This is a genomic window from Flavihumibacter solisilvae (assembly GCF_000814475.1).
GTDB lineage: Bacteria > Bacteroidota > Bacteroidia > Chitinophagales > Chitinophagaceae > Flavihumibacter > Flavihumibacter solisilvae.
The window spans coordinates 109,218-128,728 of the sequence record NZ_JSVC01000024.1; the positions used below are offsets into that span (position 1 = coordinate 109,218).

15 protein-coding genes are annotated in these 19,511 nt (G+C 47.9%); 12 read left to right on the plus strand and 3 right to left on the minus strand.

Translation table 11 applies throughout. The features are described from left to right. Positions 1-2 precede the first annotated feature (2 nt). Together OI18_RS23995 and OI18_RS19935 are read right to left on the minus strand one after the other, a co-directional pair. Positions 3-392 (minus strand): ester cyclase, encoded by a 390-nt coding sequence (locus tag OI18_RS23995; RefSeq protein ID WP_052273418.1) that lies wholly within the window; start codon positions 390-392, stop codon positions 3-5. A 67-nt stretch (positions 393-459) separates the two neighbouring features. Next, the gene (locus OI18_RS19935) at positions 460-1,296 is read right to left on the minus strand and encodes a helix-turn-helix domain-containing protein (RefSeq protein ID WP_039143121.1); all 837 of its coding nucleotides are present in this window, start codon (positions 1,294-1,296) and stop codon (positions 460-462) included. 151 nt (positions 1,297-1,447) lie between these two features. Here OI18_RS19935 and OI18_RS19940 point away from each other — a divergent pair, with 151 nt between their 5' ends. The 12 genes from OI18_RS19940 (at position 1,448) to OI18_RS19995 (ending at position 18,652) form a co-directional block, all read left to right on the plus strand. Next, the gene (locus tag OI18_RS19940) at positions 1,448-2,161 is read left to right on the plus strand and encodes a FadR/GntR family transcriptional regulator (RefSeq protein ID WP_039143124.1); all 714 of its coding nucleotides are present in this window, start codon (positions 1,448-1,450) and stop codon (positions 2,159-2,161) included. Between the two features lie 93 nt (positions 2,162-2,254). Then, on the plus strand, positions 2,255-5,593 hold the full coding sequence (locus tag OI18_RS19945) for a SusC/RagA family TonB-linked outer membrane protein (protein ID WP_039143127.1): 3,339 nt from the start codon (positions 2,255-2,257) through the stop codon (positions 5,591-5,593). 36 nt (positions 5,594-5,629) lie between these two features. Further along, positions 5,630-7,102: a RagB/SusD family nutrient uptake outer membrane protein gene (locus OI18_RS19950; protein ID WP_039143128.1), complete on the plus strand. Its 1,473-nt coding sequence runs from the start codon at positions 5,630-5,632 to the stop codon at positions 7,100-7,102. Positions 7,103-7,116: 14 nt separating this feature from the next. Next, complete coding sequence (locus OI18_RS19955) at positions 7,117-8,283, plus strand: sialidase family protein (RefSeq protein ID WP_039143131.1); 1,167 nt, start codon at positions 7,117-7,119, stop codon at positions 8,281-8,283. A gap of 21 nt (positions 8,284-8,304) precedes the next feature. Further along, entirely contained in the window at positions 8,305-9,444 is a 1,140-nt protein-coding gene (locus OI18_RS19960) for a sialidase family protein (protein WP_039143133.1), read from the plus strand. 22 nt (positions 9,445-9,466) lie between these two features. Further along, entirely contained in the window at positions 9,467-10,381 is a 915-nt protein-coding gene (locus tag OI18_RS19965) for a dihydrodipicolinate synthase family protein (RefSeq protein ID WP_052273420.1), read from the plus strand. A 23-nt stretch (positions 10,382-10,404) separates the two neighbouring features. Then, positions 10,405-11,916, plus strand: a complete 1,512-nt coding sequence (locus OI18_RS19970; RefSeq protein WP_160290266.1) for a LamG-like jellyroll fold domain-containing protein — start codon at positions 10,405-10,407, stop codon at positions 11,914-11,916. A gap of 72 nt (positions 11,917-11,988) precedes the next feature. After that, positions 11,989-13,011, plus strand: coding sequence for a galactose oxidase (locus tag OI18_RS19975; protein WP_240312807.1), 1,023 nt, complete (start codon positions 11,989-11,991; stop codon positions 13,009-13,011). 1 nt (position 13,012) lies between these two features. Then, entirely contained in the window at positions 13,013-14,272 is a 1,260-nt protein-coding gene (locus OI18_RS19980) for an MFS transporter (RefSeq protein WP_039143140.1), read from the plus strand. Between the two features lie 3 nt (positions 14,273-14,275). Continuing rightward, positions 14,276-16,189 (plus strand): sialate O-acetylesterase, encoded by a 1,914-nt coding sequence (locus tag OI18_RS19985; RefSeq protein ID WP_052273421.1) that lies wholly within the window; start codon positions 14,276-14,278, stop codon positions 16,187-16,189. 280 nt (positions 16,190-16,469) lie between these two features. Then, on the plus strand, positions 16,470-17,264 hold the full coding sequence (locus OI18_RS19990; protein ID WP_039143216.1) for a hypothetical protein: 795 nt from the start codon (positions 16,470-16,472) through the stop codon (positions 17,262-17,264). Positions 17,265-17,284: 20 nt separating this feature from the next. Further along, complete coding sequence (locus tag OI18_RS19995; protein ID WP_082038059.1) at positions 17,285-18,652, plus strand: DUF1214 domain-containing protein; 1,368 nt, start codon at positions 17,285-17,287, stop codon at positions 18,650-18,652. A gap of 2 nt (positions 18,653-18,654) precedes the next feature. Here the strand turns inward: OI18_RS19995 and OI18_RS20000 are convergent, their stop codons facing one another. Further along, entirely contained in the window at positions 18,655-19,422 is a 768-nt protein-coding gene (locus OI18_RS20000) for a cupin domain-containing protein (protein WP_039143142.1), read from the minus strand. Between the last annotated feature and the right edge of the window lie 89 nt (positions 19,423-19,511).

A 19,511-nucleotide genomic window follows, 5' to 3' on the forward strand; every position in this document is an offset into this window, starting at 1 on the left:
TTTTAAGATTCTGCCACCGCATTCATTACCCCCAACTGCTCCATTAATGCCATCTGATCGGCAATCAGCCAATGATTGATGATTTTATTATTTTCTATTTCATAACCTATGGCAAATGGGAAGTCCACACTTTTGTGCGTGGGCGGAATACCATTCAGTTCACCTTCATGACGCCCTTTTACCCTGGCCCTCACTACCACCCGGTTTCCTTCTGCAGTGATTTCATCCGCAAAGATTTCATAGGCAGGGAAAACACTGTCAAAAAATTCAATATGCTCAATCAGGTGCTGGTCTGCGAGGAATTTTACCAGGATCTCCCGTGTCTTCCTGAACCCACTTATGGCATTGAAATATTCAATTACCAGTTCCTTGTTTTTCTGTATGTTGTCCATATAAATAAGTTTTAATCAAATATACTCCTGCGCCAGGGCCTTGTGTTAACCCGATTGTTGCAAAGATTTATTCATTTGTTGCGGCCTTGTTCCTCCGACGTATAGACGAAGGGAGAAATCCGAAACTTTCGGCGAAGGCTTTACTGAAATGGCTTTGTGTCTGGAAACCGGTTTTAAATGCGGCGTCCCCGACAGAGATGTCGGTTGTTTCCAGAAGTTCCTTTGCCCTGTGTAAGCGGATTGATCTGATATAAGTCGCCGGCGGCTGCCGGATCAATGGTTTCAACCTCCTGAAGAGTGCAGTGCGGCTCATGTTCATTTCCCTGCTGAGCACCGATGTGTCAAAAAATATGTTATCCATATTGGAAATTATTACCGCATTAATTTTCTGCAGGAAAGCTGCTTCGTTTGGATACATAATAGACAATTGCGCTACCAGCGTGTCTGCATTTGAAAAATGGGAACGCAGCCGCTTCCTTATTTCATTATAGAAATCCGGGATGGCCTTATTTCCGGCTGGCATTGCCTCTGGACCTATTATCTTTCTTTCCTCCCGAAGATTACACGGCAGGTTGAAATGAAACCGCGTCTGTTTGTTTTCAGTGCTGCCTGTCACAACAATTTTGTGGCGACAATTACGTGTAACCTCTGCGACACAATACAGGTTGACGCCGGTATTTGTAATAAACACCTGTAGCCCCTCTTTTTCCTTTAAAATTCCTACAGTGATAGAATTGCCCGGAAGTGTATAACTAATGATATTGCATACCAGGTCGGTGACGTCATGTACAATGATATCGGGCCTGCAGGAAATAACGATCTCCCTGTCTGCCGCTTCGAAATGCAACAGAAGGCCATTGACTTCTGCAATTGGTTTCAGGGCTCGCAGAAGCTGACTTAACACTTCAACAATATTGACTGTGGCGGGGTGGACCACTCTTTCAGTTATAGTTATAAGTTATTTCATTTTTTACCGTCTGGGAATAATAATTTGATTTTGCCGGTTTCGCTGTAAAATCATTCTTTTGTAGGACAAATACAATTAACCAGACCATATGCAGGAAAATAACCTGTTGGATTCCATTAGACCTATCTCCACCCAAACCATGGCGGAAGTTGTTGAAGCCCGCCTCCGGGAATATTTCAGGACACAATCATTCAAGCCCGGTGATTCGCTGCCAACTGAAGTGGAACTCGCACAGGCGCTGGGTGTAAGCCGGAATGTGGTACGCGAAGCCCTAAGCAGGTTCCGGATGCTGGGGATCGTTGAAACGAAAAAGAAAAAGGGAATGACCATGTCAAACCCTGATATCCTGGGCGCATTTGAAAAGGTACTGGATCCATTGATCATCGATGATGTTACACTCCAGGACATCTTCGAACTCAGGCTTGTGCTGGAGACTGGTCTCGCTGACCTGCTCTACATCCGCAAGACAGACAAGGAGATCGAAGAACTGGAGAAGATTGCAGTGGCAGAAAAATCAAGCAATAAATTCAGGGTACAGAATGAAATCGCATTTCACGGCAAACTTTACGAGATGACGAAAAACAATACCCTGAAACGATTCCAGACAATGTTGCTGCCTATTTTCGCTTATGTCATTACGCAGGAAGAAAAGCCGATCCGCGGTAAGGTTTCACATATGGATCTCGTTAACATCCTGAAAAAGGGAACCAAGGAAGATTTCAAGGAAGGCATGCTCGCACACCTCCAGCCGCATTTCGACAGGCTGCAAAAGAAGACACCCAAACGCCCCGCAAAAATTTAATGCCGGATTACAGGGAAAAAATTTGGCAGTGTAAAAATCCTGTTTAGTTTTGTTATGTAGTACATAACTACTAATAGACTAAAACGGTTGCTTATGAAATTTTTCCCCTGTTTAGTCGTTTGCCTGCTCCTTCTTTTCCAGGCAAACGGGCAAACAACCAGAGTTATCACAGGAACAGTTACGGAATCCTCTTCCAACGACCCGGTCGACAGGGTAAGCGTGGTCCTTAAGAATACCACCACCGGCACTACCACCGACAGCAAAGGAAAATTCAGTATCGCCATCAACGGAACAGGCGGAATACTTGTATTCACGCGCCTAGGTTATTCCCCAAAGGAAATAGTACTTGACAAGGACACGGATCTGCAGGTGGCCCTTACCGAAAGTCCCTCCGCCCTGAACGACGTAGTGGTGATCGGGTATACGCAGCAGTCCACCAAAAAGAACACCGCATCCATCTCCAAACTCGGTCCTGATGAACTGAAGAACAACCCCAACCCTAACCCCGTTCAGGCCCTGCAGGGAAAAATAGCGGGTGTGTCTGTTCCCATCAGCCAGGGACAACCTGGTATCGGCGCCACGAATATTATCATCCGTGGTGGCACCAAACCCAATGTTTACGGTTCGGGACTTGGTAACAATAACGGCAGTGCAGTAGGCGCTTCCGACGGCAGCAATCCACTCGTAGTCATAGATGGCGTATTCCGCTCGATGAACGACGTAAACCCTGACGATATCGAATCCATGCAGGTGATGAAAGACGCTGCATCCACCGCCATCTATGGTGCAAGAGGCGCCAATGGTGTTATCGTGATCAGAACCAAAAAAGGGAAACTCAATTCCAAAATGACAGTATCGCTGAATCACCGCACAACCTGGGAAACACAGGCCCGCGACTACGATTACCTGTCTGCCGAAGAATACCTGCGTCTTGCACGGGTAACAGTCGCCAACACAGCTGACCCCATCGATAAAGACAACCTGCTCTACCGCGGTGGATTCTCCGCAGGCACCCGGGTTTACACCAAACCCGGTGAGTATGGAAAAAATATCAACCTGACTGCACTGTATGACAATATCCTGCAGGTAGAAGGGCAGCAGTACATTGACAACCTGTTGTCACGCGGCTGGCGCGTGATGGACGACCCAATCAACCCAGGCACCAAGCTGTTGTATGCAGACAACCAGTACCAGGACATGCTCTGGCAAACCGGCATCAGCAATAATGACAACATTACTTTGAGCGGTGGAACCGATAAGGCCGATTACAATTTCTCGATGGGGTATACCAACCAGGCCGGCATCTTTGTGGGCACAAAATACCAGCGTTACAATGCACTGGGTAACTTCGGATACCGTGCTTCCAAAAACCTGAAGCTCGACTTCATGGTGAACTATCAGAATGTCCTGCCCAACTATGTTGATGCATACCAGAACGATCTCGTAAGGGGAATCCGTATCACACCGCTCATCAGGACATTCAAGGATGATGGCAACCCAATGCCCGGAGAATTGTACACCGTAAGGAACCGTTTCCACTCCCTCAAATATGATGATATGCGTACGGCAACCGAGCGTTTCGTGACCCGCGTTGGTGGCGATCTTACTATTACAAGGGGTCTGCATTACAAACCGTCATTCTCTTACATGCTGAACGATTACACCGAACTGTTCATGCGCAAGGCGACTCCATCCGACGAGATCCAGCCTTCCATGCAGCGTTGGAAGGATGACTATACCAACAACTCGCGCCAACTGATGATTGACCAGGTGCTGCAATACGATTTCAGCATTGCTTCAGATCACCGCTTCACCACACTGGTGGGCATGAACTTCACCAAAAACACGAACCACACAAAAGACATGGGTTCGCAGCGGGCATCAAATGATTATATCTTTACGATCGACGAACCAACCACTACTGTCATCAATGGTTCGGTATTCAGCAATGTGGTGGATTTTGCCACACGTCTGGGTGAAACGAGGTCGGCCAGTTTCTTCGGCCAGTTCAGTTATGATTACCAGTTGAAATACATGCTTGGCGGAACATTGCGTAAAGATGGATTTTCCAATTTCGCGCCCCAGAACAAATATGCGCTGTTCCCATCCTTATCGGCAGGCTGGAACGTAGACAGGGAAAATTTCTGGAACAGCAAACTGGTCAATGCGCTCAAACTAAGGGCCAGCTGGGGAAGTGCAGGTCTCAGTGACCTGAGCATCACCGATACATATGGCAACTATACCTCGGCCACATATGCCATGTTCCCGGGCATCCTGAGGGCAAGCCTGTCGAATCCAAACCTGCGTTGGGAATCAACTGTAACGACAGATCTCGCAATCGATGTATCACTCTTCAACAGCCGGATTAACCTTACCGTTGATTATTATAACAAACTCACAAAAGACAGGCTGACATCCAAGCCACTTCCATCAGAATCACCGTTCACATCCATTATCTACAATAACGGCGAATTGCTGAACCGCGGCGTGGAGATAGAACTTGGAGCAACTGTCATCAAATCAGGAGCATTCAGGTGGGAAACGAACCTATCATTTGCGTTCAATCGGACAACCATCACAAAGCTACCTGATAATGGCCGAGAGAAAAATCGCCAGGGTGGTGGTATAATCTACGACCATGGTTCAAAATCAGAAGTGGAAGCAGGTGGACTGGCAGAAGGTGAAAGACCATATGCCATCTATGGATACCGCGTATTGGGTGTGTTTGCAACAGATGAAGAAGCAGCAGAATGGAACTCCCGCATCAAGGATAACCTCGCTTCTCCGCAGGGCATCATTATCGGAAAGCATGGTGGCGATTTCATCTTCGATGATGTGAATGGCGACGGCGTTATCGATACTAAGGACCAGGTGTTCTTTGGTTACCGGAACCCTGACAAGATCGGTGGTATCCAGAACACGTTCAGCTACAAAGGAATCTCATTGCGCGTTAATGCAGACTACGCAATGGGACATATAATCAGCAATGGCGCGCTGGCACGTTCACTTGGCCAGGGCAGGGCATTCAATGAAGGCGCTCCAACACAGGCGCTTGGCGCAGATGTATGGAAGAACCAGGGTGATGCCGGGAGAAAATATGCACGCTTCTCTTTTGCAGATTTCGACTTCGGCCAACGCAACTACCTGCGTAATGCGCCACTCGGAAACAACAGCAGTTACAATTCCGATGTATCAGTAATGTATGAGAAAGGCGACTTCCTGGCATTGCGCGAGATCACGCTTTCTTATGACCTTCCTTCGCATTTGCTTAAGAAGATCTATGCAACCGGTCTGAACGTATTCGCAAGTATGTACAACGTTGCCTACGTGACAAAGTATTCGGGACTGAATCCGGAAACCTATTCCGGATTTGACCCTGGTGGTTACCCGAGGCCCCGCCAGTATTCTCTCGGCGCTAACCTCCGTTTTTAATTTATCAACTGAAGTACCTTAAAATATACCAGGTATATGAGAAAGAAATTAATGATTGTGCCAGCCCTGTTGATGCTTGCCATGTTCTTTGCAGGCTGCACAAAAATCCTTGAAGTTGAACCACAGTCCAATATCACGGAAGAGATCTTTTTCCAGAATGAAAGTGATTTCGAACCAAATCTCGCGGGCATTTATACAGTAGCGCGCAGTCTTGCAAACAACGTAACCTACGGTATGGAGCGGGGCGAGGAACTGATCTCCGCTTCAAACTCACGCTTTACTGTTGCCTGGTCGCACAATTTATCCGAGGCATCAGGAGCCATCAACTATTCCGAATGGTACAGGGGTATCGGGCACTGCAATCTCCTTTTACTAAAGATCCAGGACTTTGCCTTCAGCTCCAATCCCGACTTGAAGAAAAAGATCCTTGGTGAAACACATGCCTTGCGGGCCTATTTCTACTTTCACTTATTGAGGGTGATAGGCGACGCGCCGCTGATGCTGCAGGCTGTTGTAGATGAAAATGTGCCACTGCTCCCACGCTCACCTGCTTCTGAAGTAATGAAACAGATCAAAGCAGATCTCGATGAAGCCATTACACAGTTCAGTTCTGTAAGCCAATTCTCAAAGAACTCCTACCCTTCCAAATACCGATTTGCTTACGGATCAGCACAGGCGATAAAAGCAGATGCATGCCTGTGGAGTGCAAAAGTGCAGGGTGGCGGACAGGCAGACTACGAAGCAGCCATTACTGCCCTGAATGAAGTAATGCAAACCGGCCTTTCTCTCAATGCTGACTTCAAAAATGTAACAGGCACAAGAGCATCATCCAACAACGAAGTACTGCTGGCAGCCTATTACCACCGCGATGAAACACCGGGAGGAAATTATTCCAAGAATGCACTGGCGTTTTTATCACTGGTCCAGGGTGCAACAAACATCGACCAGATCCCTTATGCTGTTTCTTCCGGTAACGGCCAGGGCGCTTACCAGATCAGTCCGCTCTCCAAATCGCTCTTCACCAATGCGGCTGACAAAAGGATCCCATATACGTGGGTGCTGGAGATTCAGCCAACGGGACCGAAAATTTCCTGGATCACCAAATATCCCGGCACCAAATACAGTGACGACAGGATTCCTGACAATGATGTGATCATTTACCGGCTTGCAGACATCCTCCTGATGAGGGCTGAAGCTTATGCAGGCGTGAATGACCTCGCAAATGCCAAAGCCGACCTCGATGCAGTAAGGATGCGCGCCGGAACCGGTGAATATACAGGTGCGATGGATAAACAAACAGTCGAAAGTGAGATCCTTGATGAAAGGGGCCGCGAACTGTATTTTGAAAACAAACGTTGGTTCGACCTCGTGCGCTTTCATTTTGGCAGCACGATCAATATATACGAATACGTTCCGAACCTGAAAGACAAAACCACACCGTTATTCTGGCCACTGAACGCCACTGTCTTTGCGAATAACCCCAACATCACACAAACAGAAGGTTACTAAAAACAAATGTACAGATGAGAAAATGTTCAATATTCTTGCAGGCCGCATTATGCACAACACTGTTGGGTACGCTGGCATGCAATAAGAAAAATGACGAAAAGATCTACCCAAGAGTAGAACCGCCTACATCCGTGCTGTCGTATGTATTCCAGAAAGGAACCGAAGGCTACAGCTGTTACCGCATTCCTGCCCTGGTGAGAACAAAATCAGGCACCCTGCTTGCGTTTGCAGAAGGGAGAAAAAACAATTGCACGGATGAAGGCGATATTGATATGCTGGTCAAACGTTCAACAGATGCAGGTAAGACCTGGAGTAAAGCGACCGTGATCTGGAGCGACGGCGTGCACACCTGTGGCAACCCGGCACCTGTAGTGGACCAGAATACCGGCAAGATCCACTTGCTGATGACCTGGAATGATGGTGATGATCATATCGGAGAGATCAACGCCGGCACAAGTAAAAACACCCGTCGCGTATTTGTCACTTCCTCTTCCGACGACGGTGTCAAATGGGAAACACCAAAGGAAATCACTACAGGTGTTAAACAATCCAACTGGGGTTGGTATGCAACAGGGCCATGTCATGGCATTCAAATAACAAAAGGGACTCACAAAGACCGTCTTGTTGTTCCGTGTGATTATATCGAGGTAGGAGCCAGTCGCAGGGGCAACTCCCACGTTATTTATTCCGATGACGCCGGTGCAAACTGGATACTCGGCGGCGCAGTGCCTGCAGATCCTGCATTAAATCCAAATGAAAGCACGGTAACTGAACTGTCAGACGGCAGGCTGATGCTGAACATGCGTGTGGGAAGCAACCAGAACCAGCGCATTTACAGTACCAGCGATGATGGAGGAACCACATGGTCCGCCCTTATCCAGGCACCCGAGCTTATTGACCCGGTTTGCCAGGGCAGCCTGGTCTCCTCTTCCATCGAAAACGGGTTCGCCGTATTCTTCTCAAATGCAGCGAGTAAGACCCGGAACAATATGACCATAAAAATGAGCGTGAATGACGGCTCGGCCTGGACTAAGAAAAAAGTAATCTTCAATGGTCCATCTGCGTATTCGGATCTTGTAATGTTATCGAATGAACAGACAGCGATCCTGTATGAAGCGGGAGTCGGTGCATATACCGATGGAATTGCATTCAAAGTGGTTCCAGTCTCAGAATTTAAATAACCAGAGAAGCGATAACAAATCATGAGAATAACAGCACTAAGTATAATTGTGGCATGCCTGGTCACCGTCTCGTGTAAAAGCACGAAAAACTCCACAGCACCTGACGCTGAAGGGCATACGATTGTATTCGAACCGGATTCAACTTATAAATCAACCCGCATTCCTGCACTGGTCATCACTCCGAAAAATACCCTGCTTGCGTTTTGTGAAGGAAGGATCGGTACTGCAAGCGATTGGGCCGACATGAACCTGGCCATGCGCAGGAGCACTGATGGTGGCAGCAACTGGGAACCAATAAAGATCCTTGATACAAAAAAGGGCGCACCAGTCGGCAACCCCACCCCAATTGTAGATAACAAAGGTATTGTTCATCTCCTCTACCAGAAGGATTATAACGAAGCATTCTACACTTATTCAGAAGATGATGGCGTTACCTGGAAACCGTCGGTAAACATCACCGAAGTATTCAACAGGTTCAGGCCGGAATACAACTGGAATGTGCTCGCACCAGGGCCGGGACATGGCATCCAGTTAAAGAATGGCAGACTCCTCGCCTCTGTCTGGCTGGCCAATTCTGTGAAAACAGTCCCGAGAAGAAGTCATGGCCCCTCCTGCGTTGCAACAGTATACAGCGATGATGGCGGCAAGACATGGAACCGCGGATCAATCATCGCAGACAGTTCTGCAGCCATCAGCAATCCTAATGAAAGTATGCCTGTTCAGCTTGAAGACGGAACCATTCTCATGAGTATCCGCAACCCGGGAAAAATGAAGCGGCGCGCTTTCAGTACCAGCACGGATGGTACAAGCAACTGGAGCGGGGTAAGGTATGCGGAAGAATTGTTCGACCCCACTTGCATGGCAAGCATTGCAGCTATTCCCGCAGGTAAGAAAAGCAGGTCAGCCATCCTTTTTGTAAACCCCGACAGCAGGAACATTGAAAAGCATCCGCGGAAAAATCTTACCGCAAAACTTTCCTACGATGGGGGCAAAACCTGGACGGTGCAAAAAGTATTGAACAGTGGTGCTTCAGGATACAGTGATCTCGCAGTCGGCAGCGATGGCACGATCTACTGTTTGTTTGAAACCAATACAGTGGCAACAGGCTGGAACTACAGCCTTGTGCTTAAGAAATTCAACAGCAACTGGATAACAAAATAAAATTCAATTTCAACCGGAAAACATGAGAATAGAGGGATTAATTGCAGCAACATTCAGCACGTTCAGAAAAGATGGTTCGTTAGACCTGGACCTCATCCCGTCGCTGGTGGAGAAACTTATAGAAGATGGCATCAGGGGTGTATTTATCTGTGGTACGAACGGGGAAGGACCCAACCTGACCATCGAAGAAAGAATGGCAATTACGGAAGCCTATGCGCGCGCCATCAATAAACGCATTTTATTACTTGTGCATGTGGGTCACCCATCAATAGCAGAGTCCAGGAAGCTGGCTGCACATGCGGAGAAAACCGGTGCAGATGCCATCTCATCTGTTTCCGCATTTTACTTCAAACCGGCATCAGCGGACAATATGGTTACCTGCATGGCAGAGATCGCAGCTGCCGCGCCTAATACACCGTTCTATTATTATCACATTCCTGCACTCACCGGTGTGGCGATAGATGTGCTCGAATTCTTACACCTCGGGGAACAAAGGATCCCGACACTTGCAGGCGTAAAGTATACGGCTTCCACCCTGCACGAATACCAGGCCTGCCTGAATTACAAGAATGGCAGGTTCGATATCCTGTTCGGCTACGACGAGATGTTACTTGGTGCACTCGCAGTGGGTGCCAAAGGCGCAATCGGCAGTACATATACATTCGCAGCATCCATTTACCTCGACATCATTGAACACTTCAATGCAGGCAGGATCGCTGAAGCGCAGGAAATGCAATATCATTCCATCAGGATGATCCAGTGCCTTGGCAAGTACTCACCGATCCCCACCCAGAAATCAATCCTCAAACTGATGGGAATGGATCTTGGCCCCTGTCGCCTGCCCCTGGTAACACTTACTGCCGTGCAGGAAGCGGATCTGAAAAAGAACCTGGAGAAAGCGGGGTTCTTCGAACTCACTGTAACCAACGAATCATAAATCAACATCCCTAAATGTTTGCCATGAAATGGAATCTCATACCTGTACTGCTGCTGTTCACCGGCATCGTTGCTTCCTGCAACCGTGACAAGGACGATGCCGCCAGTACCATCATCAAGCCGGTCTTTGAATCAGACAGGCAGGAAATCAGTGCGGGCGACAGCATCGTCTTCAAGGACCTGTCAGATGGTTATGTAACAAAATGGAACTGGACATTCGCAGGAGGAACACCTGCCTCATCCAACCTTTCCAAACCAACCGTTACCTACTCAACTCCGGGCATCTATGAAGTGACACTTGAACTCAGCAATGCCGCGAACCAGGTGGTAATTTCCAAAAAGGATTATATCCGGGTCGACTTCAACCAGGTGCAGGCAGATTTTAATGCCAGCATCCAGGCAGCTTATATTGGTGACCAGGTGGTATTCAGGGATTCGACCAGCGGTGGACCGGTAAACTGGCAGTGGGAGTTTGTGCCTGTAAGCGGGGGTACAACGCTCACCTCAACAGAACAGAACCCCTCGCTTAGTTTTACAGACACCGGTTACTACCAGGTGAGCCTGACCGCATCCAATCCTTCTTATTCCAACAAGAAGACAAAATCAAATTTCATCCGCATCATTGACCCCAATGCAGTGAGTGCCGATTTCAGCAGCGAAGAAAAAGCCACCTACGAAGGAGGAAGTATACAGTTTACAGACAAGTCTCTCGGTAACGTCAGCAGCTGGGAATGGAATATCGAAGGACCAGTGAACCTTACTTCAAATGAAAAGAATCCGGTGATTCAATTCACCACTCGGGGCCGCTATAAAGTTAGCCTGAAAGCTTCCAATCCAAATGCGTCCACGACGAAGACAGTTGATAACTACATCATGGTAATCCCCGGAGCAGGCCTGGCCGCCTATTTCCCATTCAACGGTAATATCCGCGATGTTGGACCGAACTCAGTCCCATCCAACTCAGTTGGCGCAGGAATCGGTTTTACAAATGCCGACAGGTTTTCACAGGCAGGCAATACTGGTACATTTAACGGTGCTACTGGTGTGATCGTAGATGATCATAATGCCATGAATTTCGGCACGGAGAATTTCAGTATCGCCTGCTGGGTTAAGACCGGCAATGCAGGCAGGATGATGATCTGGCAGGAATCAGGAAAGAACGGGACCGGCGATAACCAGGCATGGCTGCGGATGGGAGATAATGCTACCGACCGCAGGCTGCGGTTCACTGTGGAAGATGTCAGTGGTTCATCGATCATCAATATGGGAGCTTCGGCTTTCCTTGCTGATAACCAGTGGCATCATGTGGTTGCAGTAAGAAATGGCATGGTCACCGCTGTATATGTAGATGGTGTTGAAGTGGCGAACCGGACCACGACAAATCTGAAGTCGGTCTCCAACAGCCAGGGCTTTAAAATAGGAATCCAGGAAGGAGCCGCCTCAAACTCTTCCTTCTTTGACGGTGAAATAGACGATGTGATCATTTACCGGAAAGCATTAAGCGTTTCCGAGATCCAGGCATTGTTTAACTTGTAGAACTGATAACCGGGAAAGATGCCGCCATTAAAAACAATATCCGTTATTCTAAATACACTGCTCTTGATAACTGTGAAAACGTCGGAGGCCCAGTCGCTGCCCGAAAAGAAAGAAATGTTCAGCTGGGACTCACTTCCTTCCATTCCCGACCCCGTTGGCTTTGCCGGCTCATTTGCCGGTGTGGCAAATGAAGTGCTGATCGTTGCGGGCGGGAGTAATTTCCCAAATGGAGGCACTCCCTGGAATGGAGGCACCAAGACCTGGTATGACAATATTTTTGTGCTGGAAAATCCCGGTGCAGCGTGGAAGAAAACGGGTAAACTTCCTTTCCCCCTGGGATATGGCGTATCGGTATCCACCCCGCAGGGATTGATGATAATTGGCGGCAGCAATGCAGCGGGACATTATTCCGATGTAATCCTGATACATTACAGGAACGGGAAGATCGGGACAGAAAAACTTCCTTCCATGCCATTCGCACTTGCAAATTCCTGCGGTGCACTTGTTGGCAACAAAATCTATGTAGCGGGAGGAATAATCAACCCTTCCTCACCTTCAACAGAGAAACTGTTTCTGTCATTCGACCTTGAATCGAAGCGCTGGATGCAACTTCCCACATGGCCCGGACCTTCGCGAATGCTCAGTGTTGCCGGATCGGACGGGGCGGGCTTTTATCTCTTCAGCGGAACACAGCTGACAGATGGCAAACGCAGCTACCTGCAGGATGCATATTCGTTTACAGAAGATAAAGGCTGGCAGAAACTGGCCGACCTTCCCTTCCCGGTTGTAGCTGCCCCCTCACCTGCTTTCTGCGACAACGAAAAGAAGCTTTTCCTCTTTGGCGGCGATACCGGTAAGGATGCAGCTCAGGCAGCTTTTCTGAGGGAAAAGCACCCGGGCTTCAGCGATAGCATTCTAGAATATAACAGCGACAAAAATGAATGGTCTGCTGCCGGCAGGATTTATACGAACTCTGCAACCTGGTCGCCGGTAACCACTTCGCTGGTTGTATGGGAAAACAGGGTTGTCCTTCCCGGAGGCGAAGTGCGGCCCGGAGTAAGGACACCACGGGTATTAACTGCAACGAAAAAATGAAATGAAGAAAGAGACAAAGTTTTATCCCTGGGTGCTGGTTGGTTTATTGTGGGTAGTAGCATTGCTGAACTATATGGACCGGCAGATGCTGTCGACCATGAAACCATCTATGCAGGTCGACATCGTTGAGCTTGAAACGGCAACAAATTTTGGCCGGCTGATGGCCATCTTTCTCTGGATCTACGGGTTTATGAGTCCGCTTGCCGGAATGATCGCCGACAGGGTAAGCCGCAAATGGCTGATTGTCGGCAGCCTGTTCGTCTGGTCTGCAGTTACGTTCGCGATGGGTTACGCTACCACATTCAACCAGCTCTACTGCCTTCGTGCGGTGATGGGCGTTAGTGAAGCGTTGTATATACCTGCAGGACTATCACTGATCGCCGACTTCCACTCTTCACGCACCAGGTCTTTGGCCATTGGCATTCATATGACAGGACTGTATATGGGACAGGCATTGGGGGGATTTGGCGCTACCATTGCGGATAAATTCTCCTGGCAGCTGAGTTTCCAGTCATTCGGACTTGCGGGAATAATCTATTCAGTGATACTGGTATTATTCCTGAAAGACAGGGAAAGCCACCCGGAGCCTGCGGAGCTTGCGGTTATGCATGGTGGTAAGAGGCCTTCAGTCTTCAAAGGACTTGCGATCCTGTTACCGAATATTTCTTTCTGGCTCATCTTTTTTTACTTTTCCATCCCGAGTTTACCGGGCTGGGGAATCAAGAACTGGCTGCCCACCCTGTTCTCCGGCAACCTGCAGATCGATATGGCGAAAGCAGGGCCTTTATCTACCATTACCATTGCAGCATCGTCATTTTTAGGTGTAATTGCGGGCGGTATCCTGTCTGACCGTTGGGTGCAGAAAAATGTAAGGGGACGGATCTATACCAGCGCAATCGGGTTAGCATTAACTTTCCCTTCATTGCTCTTCGTCGGATTTGGCCACACAACCTTACATGTTATTGCCGCGGCCTTCTGTTTTGGTTTTGGCTTCGGCATGTTCGATGCCAACAATATGCCGATACTCTGTCAATTCGTTTCGTCAAAATACCGTGCAACGGCATATGGATTGATGAATATGGGCGGAGTTTTCTCCGGCGCATTCATAACGAACTGGCTGGGTAAATCCACAGATGCAGGAAATCTTGGACGCGACTTTGCGATCCTCGCCGGCATTGTTTTGCTTGCACTCGTTATCCAGTTAACATTCCTTCGACCGAAAGCGAAAGACTACGATGAACTGAACCTTGAAAAAGCATAGCTCATGAAACGTTTCCAGACCTTGCTGTTTGTATTCCTTGTATCAATACCAACTATCTTACAAGCCTCCATAAAACTGCCGGAAATCTTTACAGACAATATGATTCTGCAGCGAAATAATCCTGTTACCATTTGGGGTTTAGCCGGGAAAAATGAAACCCTTACTCTCGTGTTCAACGGGCAACGGGTACAGGTTAAAGCTAACGGTACCGGCCAATGGGAAGCCGTGTTGAAACCGATGACACATGGCGGTCCTTTCGAGATGAGGATCAGTACTAAAAAGGAAATCATAACGCTGAAGAATATCCTGATCGGAGATGTCTGGCTTTGCAGCGGTCAGTCGAATATGGAATGGATCCTGAAGAACACGAGAAATGCTGAACAGGAAATTGCCGCTGCAAACCATGCCGGCATCAGGATGTTCACGGTGGCGAGAGCTATGGCCATGCAGCCACAGCAGGATCTCGCAGGCGGCGAGTGGATGGAATGCAACCCCGGCAATGCGTCAAAGTTTTCAGCAGTAGCATATTTTTTTGCGCGGAAACTTAATGAAGACCTTGGTGTGCCCATCGGGCTGATCAACAGTTCATGGGGTGGCACTAATATCCAGGCCTGGACAAGCTGGGATGTGATGGGAAGCAAAGCAGAATATAAGGAAGTTGATTTCAGCAAGATCGAACAATCCTTCGCTGAAGCGCAGCAGCGGAAGCAGGCTTTCCTTGATGCATTCAGAACTGACAAGGGGATCGAAGAAAAATGGTATGCACAGGATGGATCTTCAGCCTGGAAAAAAATAAAACTTCCCAATACTTATGAAGGGACAGAGATAGGTGTGGTTGATGGTATTGTATGGTTCAGGAAAACGGTTGAATTACCAGATTTAACAGAAGGGAAGATGGTAACCCTGCAACTCGGTCCGATAGATGACCTTGACTCCACCTATATTAATGGCAAGCTGATTGGGACAATAAATAATCCCACCATGGCCCGCGTTTACCAGGTCCCTGCAGGTATCTTGAAAAAAGGCAAAAACACCATCGTCGTGAAAGTAACAGATATGGGCAAGCGTGGTGGCTTTCATGGCATGGCAGAGGACCTTTTCATTGAGCACTCTGGTAAACGAATTTCACTTGCGGGCGACTGGGATTATAAAGCTTCAGTATTGTCAGGCAGTTTTGGCATTGTCGACGTGGGGCCAAATGGATTTCCATCGAGGTTATACAACGGAATGATCGCACCTGTTACCCGCTTTCGCATCAAAGGCGCGATCTGGTACCAGGGAGAGTCCAATGCCAACGAAGCTTTTAAGTACCGGACAATGTTCCCGGAAATGATCAATGACTGGAGATCGAAGTGGAAGTATGAGTTTCCGTTTTTGTGGGTTCAACTTGCCAATTTTATGCAGGCAGACTCATTGCCGGCAGAGAGTGAATGGGCAGAATTACGGGAAGCGCAACACCAGGCGTTATCATTACCGCAAACCGGGGAAGCCGTAATAATCGATATCGGTGAAGCAAAGGATATCCATCCCCGTAATAAGCAGGATGTGGGGATGCGGCTTGCACTGGCCGCAGAAAAAGTAGCCTATCAAAAAGACATTGTGTACAGTGGCCCCGTGTTAGCCGGAATGAAAAAAGAAGGAAACAGGATCCTCCTGCAGTTTACCAACACCGGTGGCGGCCTTGTAGCGAAAGACAGGTATGGGTACCTGAAAGGATTTGCCATAGCAGGAACCGATAAGAAATTCATATGGGCAAAAGCCGAAATCAAAGGCGACAATGTGATAGTTTATAACAATACCATATCATCGCCCGTTGCAGTACGTTATGCATGGGGCGATAACCCCGATGATGCCAACCTGTATAATAAGGAAGGCCTGCCCGCTTCACCATTCAGAACAGATGGTCTTTCAAACTAACGACGCCAATTTGGCACCATCGGCTTCATTGCTTAACGGTAAAATATCTGAAAAACCGGTTTCATTCCTATTGCCATCCTATAGCCATCCTATAGTCATCCTATACCCAGGGTTCTCCCAGGTCTGCCCCCTGATTTCTTACTGACTATATGACACAGGCTATCTCCGGAATAATCGTTTTTCGCTAAATTTAATCACAGCACTCACCTTTCCCCCGTCATCGACTACCGGCAATCAATGATTGGCTGTTATCAAAACTGTTGTATTTAAACAGCAACTGATGAAACGGGGACAAATAACAATCCTGGCATTTTTAATATTGTTCTCTTTTACAGGCATGGCCCAGCATGATGATGCCGAGCTGGCAAAGAAACTCGCCAATCCTGTATCCTCGCTGATCAGCGTTCCCTTCCAGAACAACACCGACTATGGTATTGGAGACCTAAATGGTTCACGCAATACAATGAACATCCAGCCGGTTGTGCCCTTGTCACTTACCAAAGATTATAACCTGATCATCAGGATCATCATGCCCGTTACCACACAGTATAATATCACTGGGCCCGGTGAAAAGCAGGCGGGCCTGGGTGATTTTGTACTTAGCGGATTTTTTGGCCCGGCCGAATCAAAAAACGGCATCACATGGGCAGCCGGACCGGTCTTTCTATTGCCCGTCGGCACTAACGATTACCTGACAGGGGACAAATTCGGAATCGGCCCGACAGCCGTGGCACTGAAACAGTCGGGCGGATTCACCTTCGGCGCGCTCGTGAACCAGATCTGGAGTGTTGCCGGAAGCAGTGATCGCGCCCCGGTAAACCAACTTTTCCTCCAACCATTTTTTGCGCACAACTGGAAAAGCGGCGCAGGACTTGGCTTCAACTTCGAATACACACAAAACTGGGAAGCAGGAACATCGATGGTCTTCTTTAACCCGGTTATCAACGGAGTAACGTCCATCAGTAAGCAGAAAATCCAGCTGGCTGTTGGACCGCGCATAAATATAATCGGCCCGGGTCACAGCCGCAGTTCATTTGGATGGAGAGCAGTGCTGGTTCTGCTTTTCCCGAAATAAACGAATAAAAAACTTTAACCATGACTGAAACAATTCACACCACCAAAGCAACTGTAATTCCTGCAGATATTAAAGAGCAAATGATCTACCAGCGCGCAGTTGAAGCTGCAATCTGGGGATTACCCGCGGTGAATTACCAGCTGATGTTTGATGAGCTGGTAAAGATCAAAGGGAATTTTAACCAGGTTGTTATCTGGCCGGGATTGCTGGACTGGAAAAACCAGACACTTACGCCAAACCAGGATGTGATCTATTCTATGGCCTTCTTTAATACAAAAGATGTTGGCCCGGTAGTACTCGAAATTCCACCGGCTGATAGTGGTATAGTCAATGGAAGCATCATGGATTACTGGCAGGCGGCGATAGAAGATGTGGGTCCTGGCGGGGTAGATAAAGGTAAGGGCGGGAAATATCTTTTTCTTCCGCCTGGTTATGATAAAAGCAAGATCCCAAATGGCTACATACCCATGCAATCGCAAACATACCAGGGTTATACACTAATGCGCTCCATACCCAAATCAAACAGTGATGAAGATATCAGGCAGGCAGTCAGCTATAGCCGGCGTATCAGGGTATATCCATTGTCTGAAGCCTCCAATCCGAAGGATACTACCTACATTGATGCGAGCAACTCGGTTTATGATTCCACCATTCCCTATGATCATCGTTTCTACCAGGTGCTGGATAAAATTATCCAGGCTGAGCCCTGGCTGGAAAGGGATAAAGCCATGATAGATCCGCTTAAAAGCATCGGTATTGAAAGAGGCACCAAATACAATCCTTCCACAAGGAGCCAGGAACTACTGAGCAGTGCTGTAAAGCAGGCGAAAGCATGGCTGGAAGTCAATTACGAATCTATGCCGCCGTTTTATGAAGGCAAACGCTGGTTTTTCCCCGCTACCGAGGAAACTCACCAGAGCATACTGCACGATTTCAGTGTTGCCGACTCTTACCCGACTGACAATCGCGGGATGATTTACATGATGGCCTTTTTCAGCGCGAAACATATCGGCGAGGCACAATATTACCTGCTGACGCTCTTTGACAGGAATGGGAAGCCACTTGAAGGGAATGCTGAATATCGTCTGAACGTTCCTGCAAATGCACCGGTAACACAATACTGGTCAATGACCGTGTATAATCGCGACACCCATACTTTCATCAGGAATACAAAGGCTATGGGACGGTCTTCACAGACAACTGGCATTCAGAAAAACAGTGATGGATCGGTCGATATTTATTTTGGTCCCACACCTCCGGCCAGTGGGGAAGCAAACTGGATTCCCACCGACCCGAACGGCCGGTTTGAAGTACTTGCAAGATTTTACGGACCGAAGAAAGAACTATTTGACAAATCCTGGAAACTGAATGATATCGAGAGAATTTAAAACTACATACAGAAAGGATCGAAATCTTTCGCAACTCCTTTCCATTGCGCGATTTTAGACAAGGCATGAATCAGTGGTTCCTGGATAAAACCGGGAAGCCCCTGCAAATACGAATCACTGTAGCCAAGGATCAGGAACAGGTGCCAGGGATTCTTCGGCATCCCATCGGGTGATGACTGCCCTGTTTGCATCAATCCATACGCGCAACGAAGGGTCTTTTCAAAACTTCTTGCCGGTTCTATCCTGACCAGGAAAGAAACAGGCTTTGAAGAAGTGTTATAGAATTTATGCATGGTACCTTTATGGACGGAAGTGTCCTGCCCTGTGTGGACAGGAACACCTTTCCCTTCCATTCCGACTGTAAGATCGCCGTCGAGTACATGAAACTTTTCAACGAAGGCAGTATGATAATGCCATTCGTTGCCACCGCCAGGATTCAGAACCACTTTCACCTCTTCATAAGCACCATTAGTCTCCCTGCTGGTTTTTAAAAAAGTTACACTGTATTCGTCTGAAGAATTTACGATGGTGCGGTCAGATCGCACACCGATGCTGCGGTCCAGTTCCGGCAGGAAAGCTCCGAACAATACAATAGCAGCAAACAGATAGGTGACGAGGAATACCGGCAGTCCAAGGATCGTATAGGCCCATAAAATCCATACAGGCCTGAATTTTCCTTTCCACATTTTGTAAACTCCGATCGGGTAACAAATAAAAAACAATGCAGTCAGAACAATGTCCGGGGTGCTGCGGGATGTACCAGTTTTCATGAACAAGGTTTATAGTGCCACAAACCTATAGTGGGTTGATGTATAACTATAACGCGCAAGGGATGAACCGCCAAACACATTGAATGAAT